The 10,733-nt window shown below is 42.3% G+C and carries 10 protein-coding genes; 9 read left to right on the top strand and 1 reads right to left on the bottom strand.

Annotated features, from left to right (window positions below; translation table 11 throughout):
* The first annotated feature begins 128 nt into the window (after positions 1-128).
* The 9 genes from ICN12_RS10425 to ICN12_RS10465 all read left to right on the top strand — a co-directional run bounded on the left by ICN12_RS10425 (position 129) and on the right by ICN12_RS10465 (position 10,064).
* Positions 129-863 (top strand): glycosyltransferase family 2 protein, encoded by a 735-nt coding sequence (locus tag ICN12_RS10425; RefSeq protein ID WP_216272443.1) that lies wholly within the window; start codon positions 129-131, stop codon positions 861-863.
* The gene (locus tag ICN12_RS10430) at positions 863-1,894 is read left to right on the top strand and encodes a polysaccharide biosynthesis protein (RefSeq protein ID WP_216272444.1); all 1,032 of its coding nucleotides are present in this window, start codon (positions 863-865) and stop codon (positions 1,892-1,894) included. The genes ICN12_RS10425 and ICN12_RS10430 overlap by 1 nt, the downstream gene beginning before the upstream one ends.
* Positions 1,895-3,004 carry a UDP-2-acetamido-2,6-beta-L-arabino-hexul-4-ose reductase gene (gene wbjC, locus ICN12_RS10435; RefSeq protein ID WP_216272445.1) on the top strand — a complete coding sequence of 370 codons (1,110 nt, stop codon included), beginning with the start codon at positions 1,895-1,897 and terminating at the stop codon, positions 3,002-3,004.
* A 1-nt stretch (position 3,005) separates the two neighbouring features.
* On the top strand, positions 3,006-4,136 hold the full coding sequence (wecB, locus tag ICN12_RS10440; RefSeq protein WP_216272446.1) for a non-hydrolyzing UDP-N-acetylglucosamine 2-epimerase: 1,131 nt from the start codon (positions 3,006-3,008) through the stop codon (positions 4,134-4,136).
* A gap of 12 nt (positions 4,137-4,148) precedes the next feature.
* On the top strand, positions 4,149-5,369 hold the full coding sequence (locus tag ICN12_RS10445; RefSeq protein ID WP_216272447.1) for a glycosyltransferase family 4 protein: 1,221 nt from the start codon (positions 4,149-4,151) through the stop codon (positions 5,367-5,369).
* Complete coding sequence (locus tag ICN12_RS10450; RefSeq protein ID WP_216272448.1) at positions 5,366-5,977, top strand: sugar transferase; 612 nt, start codon at positions 5,366-5,368, stop codon at positions 5,975-5,977. Before ICN12_RS10445 ends, ICN12_RS10450 begins: the two co-directional genes overlap by 4 nt.
* Positions 5,974-6,624: an acetyltransferase gene (locus tag ICN12_RS10455; RefSeq protein WP_216272449.1), complete on the top strand. Its 651-nt coding sequence runs from the start codon at positions 5,974-5,976 to the stop codon at positions 6,622-6,624. Before ICN12_RS10450 ends, ICN12_RS10455 begins: the two co-directional genes overlap by 4 nt.
* Before the next feature lie 16 nt (positions 6,625-6,640).
* Complete coding sequence (locus tag ICN12_RS10460) at positions 6,641-7,885, top strand: DegT/DnrJ/EryC1/StrS family aminotransferase (RefSeq protein ID WP_216272450.1); 1,245 nt, start codon at positions 6,641-6,643, stop codon at positions 7,883-7,885.
* A gap of 178 nt (positions 7,886-8,063) precedes the next feature.
* Positions 8,064-10,064: a polysaccharide biosynthesis protein gene (locus ICN12_RS10465; protein WP_216272451.1), complete on the top strand. Its 2,001-nt coding sequence runs from the start codon at positions 8,064-8,066 to the stop codon at positions 10,062-10,064.
* Positions 10,065-10,272: 208 nt separating this feature from the next.
* On the opposite strand, the gene ICN12_RS10470 is transcribed toward ICN12_RS10465, so the two are convergent.
* The gene (locus ICN12_RS10470; protein ID WP_255537799.1) at positions 10,273-10,725 is read right to left on the bottom strand and encodes a hypothetical protein; all 453 of its coding nucleotides are present in this window, start codon (positions 10,723-10,725) and stop codon (positions 10,273-10,275) included.
* Positions 10,726-10,733: the final 8 nt, after the last annotated feature.

The raw sequence follows: 10,733 nt of genomic DNA on the forward strand, positions 1-10,733 counted from the left end.
GATTGGATGTGGACATACAATCATGAAAGACCGAACATGGGCTTAGGTGGAATTACACCAAAGCAAAAACTAGCACTTGCAGTACCAGCTTCTACTTTTAGCTTAAGTTAAAAATGGGGGGATTACCTTTGCTTGAAGGATTTTTTTTAGAATGTATCATTGTTGATAATTCAGACCACCCCGAATTTTTTTTACAAATCAAGGCGCTTGAGAATAAATTCAATTTTGTTAAGGTTATTCGTCCAGGTGTAAATACTGGTTACTTTGGCGCTTTTAATTTTGTTTTCAAAAATGATTTAATTGATTTAAATAGCCTTGTTGTTATCTGCAATAATGATCTAGTATTTAATAGTCTATTTTGTGATTGTTTATTAAAATCTCACTATCCTAAGGATGTTTTTGTTGTTTGCCCCGATGTTGTAACAACAGATGGGTATCATCAAAATCCTCACTTAGTGGCTCCTCTTAGTTTTATGGGAAGGCTTAAATTAGATTTATATTTCTCAAATTATTACTTGGCTTTATGCATGATTTCTATTTATAAAATCTTCAATCTATCTCGTTTCAAGCGAAATCATGGCAAGCATATATCGGTGCCGATGTATTTGCATATGGGGATAGGTGCATGCTACGTTTTAACGCGTAATTTTTTTAGTAAATTTACAGAGCTTAACTATCCATATTTTTTATATGGTGAAGAGGCATTCCTTTCCAGTCAAGTCCATGCTGCAGGTGGGCGACTTTTTTATGATCCAAATTTAGTTGTTGAGCACAATGAGAGCGCGACCCTTTCTAAAACCCCAAAAAAAACTGCATATAAATATGCGCGAGATGGCTATTGTGAATATCGGAGGATGTACTGATGAATTTTAGTAATTCAACCCTTTTAATTACAGGGGGAACAGGCTCATTTGGTAATGCTGTCTTACGTAAATTTTTGGATAGTTCATTATCTGAAATAAGGATTTTTAGTCGTGATGAAAAGAAGCAAGATGATATGCGGAAAAAATATCAGACTAATAAGTTAAAGTTTTATATGGGGGATGTGCGAGATTTGCAGTCAGTTACGAATGCTATGCGGGGGGTGAATTTTGTGTTTCATGCTGCAGCGCTCAAGCAAGTACCCTCATGCGAGTTTCACCCCTTGGAGGCAGTTAAAACTAACGTCCTGGGCACTGAAAATGTTCTCGAGGCAGCTATTAATTGTGGAGTTGACCGAGTGGTCTGTCTGAGTACTGACAAAGCCGTCTATCCAATTAATGCTATGGGGATATCCAAGGCTATGATGGAAAAAGTTATGGTGGCTAAATCGCGTTGTAGTGATAAAACCGTTATTTGTGGCACACGTTACGGCAACGTAATGGCATCTCGAGGCTCTGTGATCCCTCTTTTTATCGATCAGATTCGTGCCGGTACGCCAATTACGATTACTGATCCTTTGATGACTCGATTCATGATGACTCTGGATGATGCGGTTGACCTGGTTCTCCACGCATTTGAGCACGGCAACCCTGGCGATATCTTTGTTCAAAAAGCTCCAGCCGCAACAATTGAAACACTTGCAATTGCGCTAACAGAGTTGCTTGGTAGATCTGATCACGCAATAAGAGTTATTGGTACGCGTCATGGGGAAAAATTGTATGAAGCTCTGTTAAGTCGTGAGGAGCGAGTTGCATCGGAAGATATGGGCAATTATTATCGTATCCCGCCTGATTTGAGGGATTTAAACTATGGTAAGTTTATCGAAGAAGGAGAGGCTAAAATTTCACATGCTGAGGATTATAATTCTCACAACACAACTCGATTAGATGTTGAGGGTATGAAAAAATTACTCAATAAACTTGTATTTATGAAAGCTATATCGCGTGGTGAAAATGCTAGTCCAGAGGAATAGATGAAAATTCTTGTTACTGGCTCTAATGGATTTATTGGAAAAAATTTCATTGTTCGGCTATGTGAGCTCGAAAAATTTCAAGTCATTGCTTTTGATCGTAGTCATTCTTTTAGGGATCTGGAGTTTTTTGTAGATCAGTGTGATGCGATTGTTCATTTGGCGGGAGTTAATAGGCCCGACGATATCAAAGAATTTTCTGAGGTAAATATAGATTTAACGGCTCGACTTTGCGGGATGATCTCCGCAACAAATCGTAAAATTCCGCTGATTGTCTCCTCATCCGCGCAGGCTGCTTTGGCAAATTCCTACGGAGAAAGCAAGCTTAGGTCTGAAGAGTTGTGTAAAGAGTTTGCCTTAAGTGGCAATAATCCGGTCATAATCTTTAGGCTTCCAGGGGTTTTTGGCAAATGGTGCCGACCTAATTACAACTCGGTAGTTGCGACTTTTTGTCACAACGTGGCTAATCATTTGCCAATACAGATTAATGACCCCTCTACTTACATTAGCTTGGTTTATATTGATGATGTCATTGAGGCTTTTATAGATATATTATTGGTTGATATCCCCAATGGCTTGTCTCGTCGCGAAGTAAATCCTGTTTATAAAATATCGCTGGGTACTTTGGCAACCCAAATCGAGTCGTTTAAAAATTGTCGTGACTCATTGGTGTCCGAGAAAGTGGGGGTGGGGTTTACTCGCGCTTTATATTCCACCTATGTTAGTTACCTACCGCCGGGTGAATTTGTCTATGATTTGCCAAAATACGGTGATGAGCGTGGTGTTTTTGTGGAGATGCTCAAGACAAAAGATTCTGGGCAATTCTCTTTTTTTACAGCTCTTCCCGGAATTACGAGGGGAGGGCATTATCATCATACAAAAACTGAAAAATTCCTAGTAATTAAGGGTAAGGCTCGTTTTGGATTTCGCAATATTGTTACTAACGAACGATATGAAGTTGTAACCTCCGAAGAGCGACCTCAGGTAGTTGAGACAGTCCCGGGCTGGACACATGATGTAACAAATATTGGTAATGATGAAATGGTGGCAATCCTGTGGGCCAATGAAATTTTTGATCATCAAAACCCGGATACGATTGTCAGCAAGGTTTGAAATGAAAAAACTCAAAGTAATGACAGTGGTGGGCACGCGGCCTGAAATTATTAGGCTATCACGGGTAATGGCTCGTTTAGATGAGTATTGTGAGCACATCATTGTCCATACCGGCCAGAACTATGATTACGAGTTAAATCAAATTTTTTTTGATGACCTTGAACTTCGTAAGCCGGACTATTTCTTAAATGCTGCCCTAGGTAGCGCTGCAGAAACAATTGGGAATATTATTTCAAGTATTGATGGGCTATTGATTAGCGAATCGCCTGAAGCATTATTAGTGCTAGGCGATACTAACAGTTGTTTATCTGTTATTCCTGCAAAAAGAAGAAAAATTCCTATATTTCATATGGAGGCGGGCAATCGCTGTTTTGACATGCGCGTTCCCGAGGAAATTAATCGACGCATTGTTGACCATACATCCGATATTAATTTAACTTATAGCAGTATTGCGCGCGAGTATCTGTTGCGCGAAGGCCTACCGCCTGACCAGATAATTAAGACTGGTAGCCCCATGTTCGAAGTGTTAACGCATTACGATTCAGCGATAAAGTCGTCAGATGTACTGGAACGTTTGCATCTAGAAGCTGATAAATATTTTGTAGTTAGCGCTCATAGGGAAGAAAATATTGATTCGGATTGCAACTTCGAGAAACTAGTCAACATCCTTAATGTCATCGCCGAAAATTATGGAATGCCGGTAATTGTGTCTACTCACCCTCGTACCCAAAAAAGGATTGATGCTAAGGGTATTCAGTTTCACCCAAATGTTCAGTTACTAAAGCCCTTGGGTTTTATTGATTACAACCACTTGCAGGTCTCAGCTAGAGCGGTGCTTTCTGATAGTGGAACGATTAATGAAGAGTCATCCATTATGAATTTTCCAGCACTGAATTTACGAGAAGCGCATGAGCGACCTGAGGGGATGGAGGAGGCGGCCGTCATGATGGTGGGCTTAAGTATTGAGCGTGTACTACAAGGGCTGACCATTTTATCTACTCAGCCCCGAGATAGTAAGCGCCTTCTTCGTCAAGTTTCAGACTACAGCATGCCTAATGTGAGTGATAAGGTTCTTCGTATTATTCATAGCTATACCGATTATGTTAATCGCGTAGTCTGGAAAAAGTATTAAAGTTTGTCGAGTATGCATGACAAGAAAATAGCCCTGTTGACCCAATGGTTTGATCCCGAACCAACTTTTAAAGGTTTGGTTTTTGCGCGCGAATTGGTAAGGCAAGGTTTTAAGGTTGAGGTTATCACTGGCTTTCCAAATTACCCAGGCGGCAAGATTTATGCTGGATATAAGGTTGGATTAATACAAAGAGAAGTGATTGATGGAGTAAATATAACTCGATTACCTCTGTACCCAAGTCACGATCAGTCTGCAATTAAGCGTATTTTAAATTACGTGAGTTTTTCTGCTTCAGTTTTATTTTATGGCTTATTTTTTATGAAGCGGGTAGATGTTATATACGCCTATCATCCTCCATTAACAGTAGGCATTGCAGCAAGTCTGATTAAGATGTTCCGAAGAATTCCTATTGTTTACGATATTCAGGATATGTGGCCCGATACTTTGCGGGCTACTGGAATGATTAATAATGCGCCTTTATTAGCGGTTGTGAGCAAGGTTTGCAATTGGGTCTATCGTCAGGTTGATGAGATTGTGGTACTTTCGCCCGGATTCAGGTGCTTATTGATTGAGCGTGGAGTACCGAAAGATAAGGTCGAGGTGATTTATAACTGGGCAGACGAGGATTCATTGCTTACTCCGGGGGGTGCCTTACCAGAAAATTTCCCCGATAAAAATGCCTTTAAAGTTATTTTTGCAGGAAATATGGGTAAGGCTCAGGCTTTGGATGTTGTGCTGCAGGCGGCTGCACTGTTAAAGGCTGCTAATTCTAGAGTGGTTTTTGTGATGATTGGTGGCGGAGTAGATGTCATGCGACTAAAAAATACAGCTGCAGATATGCAGTTGAGTAATATAGTTTTTTTACCTGCCGTTCCAATGGCGCAAGTAGGAAAGTTTTTGATCTCCTCTGATGCATTGCTTGTCCATTTAAAAAAAGACCCATTATTTCAAATTACCATCCCCTCAAAAACTCAGGCCTATATGTGCGTAGGAAAGCCTCTCTTAATGGCTGTTGATGGGGATGCATCTGATTTGGTTTACCAATCTAATTGTGGAATTATCGCTGAATCGCAAAACCCCAAAGAATTAGCTCGGGCGGCAGAAAGATTGGCGGCTTTAGATCACAGTCAATTAACTCAATTGGGTGAAAATTCCCGAAAATATTACTGTGATCATCTCTCGTTAGTAGTTGGCGCAGGGAAGTTCGCTGAAATTTTTAAGAGGTTGCAATGAAAAGATTATTTGATTTTTTGATTGGATTTTTGCTTCTAACTATCTTGATGCTGCCCCTAGTCATATTGATGTTAATGATTCGAGTTAAATTGGGTGCGCCAGTATTGTTTAAGCAGACACGCCCAGGCCTCAAATCAAAGCCATTTGAGATGATTAAATTTAGAACTATGACTAATGATTGTGACCTTAATGGATTTTTGCTTCCAGATGCTGATCGTCTAACCCCGTTTGGTCGTTTTTTAAGGTCTACTAGCCTTGATGAGTTGCCAGAACTGTGGAATGTTTTAAAGGGCGAGATGAGCCTTGTTGGCCCACGTCCATTATTAATGGCCTATCTCCCGCTCTACTCGCCTGATCAGGCCCGTCGTCACGAGGTAAGGCCTGGAATTACTGGGTGGGCCCAAGTCAACGGGCGAAATGCAGTTAGTTGGCATGATAGGTTTATGCTGGATGAGTGGTATGTTGATAATTATTCATTTTGGTTGGACATAAAAATTCTTTTTCTAACGGTACGTAAAGTTTTAGGGCGAGAAGGAATTAGTGCGCAAGGTGAGGCGACCATGCCTCCTTTCACTGGTAATCATTGCTCAAAAAAGGAATTATCGTGAAGCGGGTTGCTATTTTTGGAGCTAGTGGCTGCGGTCGTGGTGTTTTGCCCTTGGCTCGCAAGCAACTGGAAGTCAGCAACCAAGAATATAAGTTGGTTTTTGTAGATGATCAACCAAGTTCTAGTGTTGTCAATGGGCACCAGGTCCTTACCTATAGTGAATGGTTATCTCAACCTGCAAGTAGCCGCCATATTAATATCGCCATTGCTAATAGTGTAATTAGAGAAAAATTAGTTGAAAGATCTATGAGTGATGGTGTACAGTTTTTTGAAGTACGCGCCTCAAATGTAGTTGAGTTAGATGATGTCAAAATAGGCGATGGTGCAATTCTTTGCCCTTTTGTAACCCTAACAAGCAATATTCGCATCGGAAAGCATTTTCATGCCAATATTTATAGCTATGTTGAGCATGATTGTGTAATTGGAGATTATGTTACCTTTGCCCCTGGCGTCAAATGTAACGGAAATATTCACATTGAAGACCATGCATATATTGGGTCTGGCGCCGTCATTAAGCAAGGTACGCCTGATAGACCCTTGGTGATTGGTCGCGGGGCGGTTGTGGGTATGGGTGCCGTGGTTACGAAAAGTGTTCCACCAAACACAACCGTAGTTGGTAATCCTGCACGCCCCATGAATAAAAGTTAAATCCTTAAATCTCATTATGCTCAATACCCCTTTTAGCCCCTGGCCCAGCTTTACAGATGAAGAGGCTTCCGCAGTGCATCGTGTTCTATTAAGTAATAAAGTGAATTATTGGACAGGTAATGAGTGCCGGGAATTTGAAAAAGAGTTTGCGGATTGGTGTGAAACTCGCTATGCAGTAGCATTAGCTAACGGCACATTAGCATTAGATGTTGCGTTAAAGGCGCTGGGCGTTGGTCCGGGTGATGAAGTGATAGTTACACCACGTACTTTTATTGCAAGTGTTTCTTGTGTAGTTAATGCGGGGGCCATCCCGGTCTTTGCTGATGTGGATCCTGATTCGGGAAATATTTCTGCCCAAACTATATCTGCTGTAATTTCTCCTAAAACCAAGGCGGTTATATGTGTTCACTTGGCTGGTTGGCCCTGCGATATGGATCCAATTATGAGTTTAGCTGAGCAACATGGATTGTCTGTGATTGAAGATTGTGCTCAAGCCCATGGAGCGCGATACAAGGGGCGTCCTGTTGGGAGCATTGGTCATATTGGGGCTTGGAGCTTTTGCCAAGACAAAATTATGACCACAGGTGGCGAGGGTGGCATGGTCACAACAAATGATGAAGCTCTTTGGCGGGGTATGTGGTCATTCAAGGATCATGGAAAAAGTTTTGCTGCAGTATATGAAAAACAACATCCCCCGGGGTTTCGCTGGCTTCATGAGAGCTTTGGAACAAATTGGCGAATGCTTGAGATGCAGGCTGCCATTGGTCGAATACAGTTGCGACGTATGGCCGATTGGACGGAAAAAAGAACTTCTAATGCTCACCTTCTAGAGCAAGCTCTTAAGCCTTTTTCTCATGAAGATGGACTTATTCGGACACCATTTTTTGGATGCTCAAGCAATTGTGCTATCACCTCGGATGGCAACCAGAGCTGTAAATTATCGTGCACACACGCATACTACAAATACTATGTTTACCTTCGGCCACTGGGGTTGGCGCCTGGTTGGAATCGTGACCGAATTATTGAGTCCATTAATAAAGAAGGTGTTCTATGTTTTCAGGGCAGTTGTTCTGAGGTTTACCTGGAGAAAGCATTTGATAACACTGGATGGAGGCCGGTTGCACCTTTACCTGTTGCAAGGGAGCTTGGTGAGAATAGCTTGATGTTTCTGATACACCCCACACTTACAGACAAAGAAATGCAAAAATCTGTTGAAGTTATTCAAAATGTACTCACAAAGGCTAGTAAGCTGCAAGGATAAGCTTGGGATTTTTGGTATCCTGGCTGAAGGTCCTTTTTTGGTAGGCCTCCCTATTGATTTATTAATAAATATTTATATAAATAGATACGTTTTTCAGTTATTAATGCAAGAGAGGGGTGACTCCTCCAATAGTTTTGAAAAAGACTATAAATTCATTCCATAATTTATAATCTCTCAAATGCCTATTAACGCAACTAAACAGTCATTATTAAATCTACCCCGCTCGGTGAAGAGGGGCGTAGTAATGTACTGCGATGTCCTTATTTGCGCATTCAGTGTTTGGCTGGCTTTTGGGCTTCGCTTAGACCAGTGGGGCGATTTTCAAGGCCAGCAGTGGATAGTTCTCATTGCTGCCATTGGATTTTCATTTCCCCTCTTTATTTCTTTTGGCCTATACCGGGCTATTTTTAGATATGTTGGCTCGGCTGCACTCGCCTCCATGGCGCGTGTTTTTATCATTTATACGGGCTTATTCTTCTGCACTTTTACCCTCCTTGGAGTGGATGACGTGCCTCGGTCAATTGGCGTCATTCAACCCATCCTATTATTTATCGGAATTGGAACCAGTCGATACTTTGTGCGCTATTGGTTGGGCAGCATCAACAATGTTCAAAAGTCATTTCAACGAGCTCAACCTGTTGCGCTGATTTATGGCGCCGGCTCAGCGGGTCGTCAAGTGGCAGCAGGCCTATCAAGCAACAAAGAGATGCTAGTCAAAGGTTTTATTGACGATGACCCTTATTTGCAGGGACGTACGATTAATGGAATTTCTGTGCATCCCAATACGGGCTTGCACGACCTGATTCGTCGACTAGACATCACAGATGTGCTTCTGGCTATTCCCTCTGCGAGCCAAAATCGCAGAAGCGAAATTATCGCCTCATTAAACGGATGTGGCGTACGTGTTCGCACCTTGCCAGGATTGATTGATTTGGCCTCAGGTCGAGTGAGAATTTCAGACTTGCATGATTTGGATATGAATGACTTGCTCGGAAGAGCAGTGGTTCCGCCTGAAGTAGGGCTATTAGAAAAAAATATTCGTGACCAAGTTGTTTTGGTAACTGGAGCGGGCGGCTCAATCGGTAGCGAGCTATGTCGTCAGATTATTAAATTTTCCCCTAAATCATTAATCCTGATTGATAGTAGTGAGCACTCCCTCTATTTGATCTATGAGGAATTAAAGCGAGCTCTTATTGGGCTAGAGGATGATCGTTTGGCGAGGGTCGGTGATGACCAAGATTCGCTTCTTCACCTAGCTTTGCCAATCAAGTTGGTGGCTTGCTTAGCTTCAGTTCGAGATAGCGATTTGTTGCGAAAGATCTTTAGAGCTCATCAACCATCCACAGTCTTTCATGCTGCTGCATATAAACATGTTCCATTGGTGGAGCAAAACCCTGCTGAAGGTATTCGGAATAATGTTTTTGGAACATTCACCTGCGCCCAAGCGAGCCTAGAGTGCGGTGTAAGCAATTTTATTTTAGTGAGCACTGATAAGGCTGTTAGACCAACGAATATCATGGGTGCCAGCAAGCGCATTGCTGAGCTGGTTTTACAAGCAATGGCAGATATTAAAGACGATCATTCAACGAATTTTTCGATGGTGCGATTTGGTAATGTTTTGGGCTCATCGGGGTCAGTAGCACCACTTTTTAGTGCTCAAATTGCGGCAGGCGGCCCCATTACCCTGACGCATTCTGAAGTGACGCGTTATTTCATGACCATTCCTGAAGCAGCGCAATTGGTGATTCAGGCGAGTGCCATGGCTGTTGGGGGTGATGTCTTTGTATTAGACATGGGCGAGCCCGTGCGTATTCATGATTTGGCTGTCAAGATGGTGTATTTATCAGGCCTCTTGGTCAAGGATCAAGCTCACCCTCTTGGCGACATAGAGATTGCCGTCACTGGTTTGCGCCCAGGGGAAAAGCTCTATGAAGAACTCCTAATTGGGGATAATCCACAGCCAACGGCTCACCCCAAAATCATGAAGGCGCATGAAGAGTTTTTGTCTTGGGGTGATCTACAGCAAGAGCTTGAAAAGCTTAATCTAGCCTTAGAGGCATGTGATGCCCAGTTAATTAGAGGTATGCTCAAAAAGTTAGTGCCTGGCTATCAGCCTAATGGCGCAGCAGTAGATTGGAATGGGGGGGGGGGGATCCTAAACCATGAGCGCTCTATTTAAGATGGATTCTTGCGCCCTACCCTTATAGAAACAACTCTATTTCCGGCGCTTGGAATGGTTCTTATATCCCCTCCACAAATCCTAATTAATACGGAATGTTTTAATTGGGTTGTACTGGGTTAAATAAAAATTTGACTTGGTCTTGAAATAAATTTTTTTATTTCTTCTTAATCTCTTATTTTTATCTTTTGCTTCTTAATTTCCTGGATTAGTTTTTCTCAAATACTTTGAGTTTGACTTGTAGAGAAATCGCCCCATGCACACGATCCCCAATCGTCGGAATCAAAAAGACATTGGCACCTACCCAGTCACCTTCCCAAGTTAATGCGGGTAGGGCTGCCGCAAACCAGCCGCCATTATTGGTGTTGGGGTAACCATTAAAACCACCAATGACAGCACCCACTTTAATAGGGCCAATGGCAATCGGTTGGTAGTACACGCCAGCATAGTTTGAATAAGCCCGATCGCTGTTGTAGAAGCGACCCGCTGTTAGTGAGGCGATGGTATTAAAGCGGTACTCTAGGGTAATACCCCCGCCCCTTGGTAATACCCCCGCCCCTTGGTAATACCCCCGCCCCTTAACCTGAGTTAAAAGTAGAATTTCTAAGTTGTTTGATTTAAAGGAAATTCTATGAAAACCTCCCGCTTTACCGATAGCCAAATCATGGC

It is taken from the genome of Polynucleobacter sp. AM-25C3 (assembly GCF_018882335.1).
Classification (GTDB): Bacteria; Pseudomonadota; Gammaproteobacteria; order Burkholderiales; family Burkholderiaceae; genus Polynucleobacter.

Excerpts from the sequence above, each read along its gene's own strand:
- ICN12_RS10430 (WP_216272444.1), top strand. The coding sequence starts at position 863 with ATGAATTTTAGTAATTCAACCCTTTTAATTACAGGGGGAACAGGCTCA.
- wbjC (WP_216272445.1), top strand. The coding sequence starts at position 1,895 with ATGAAAATTCTTGTTACTGGCTCTAATGGATTTATTGGAAAAAATTTC.
- wecB (WP_216272446.1), top strand. The coding sequence starts at position 3,006 with ATGAAAAAACTCAAAGTAATGACAGTGGTGGGCACGCGGCCTGAAATT.
- ICN12_RS10445 (WP_216272447.1), top strand. The coding sequence starts at position 4,149 with ATGCATGACAAGAAAATAGCCCTGTTGACCCAATGGTTTGATCCCGAA.
- ICN12_RS10450 (WP_216272448.1), top strand. The coding sequence starts at position 5,366 with ATGAAAAGATTATTTGATTTTTTGATTGGATTTTTGCTTCTAACTATC.
- ICN12_RS10460 (WP_216272450.1), top strand. The coding sequence starts at position 6,641 with ATGCTCAATACCCCTTTTAGCCCCTGGCCCAGCTTTACAGATGAAGAG.
- ICN12_RS10465 (WP_216272451.1), top strand. The coding sequence starts at position 8,064 with ATGCCTATTAACGCAACTAAACAGTCATTATTAAATCTACCCCGCTCG.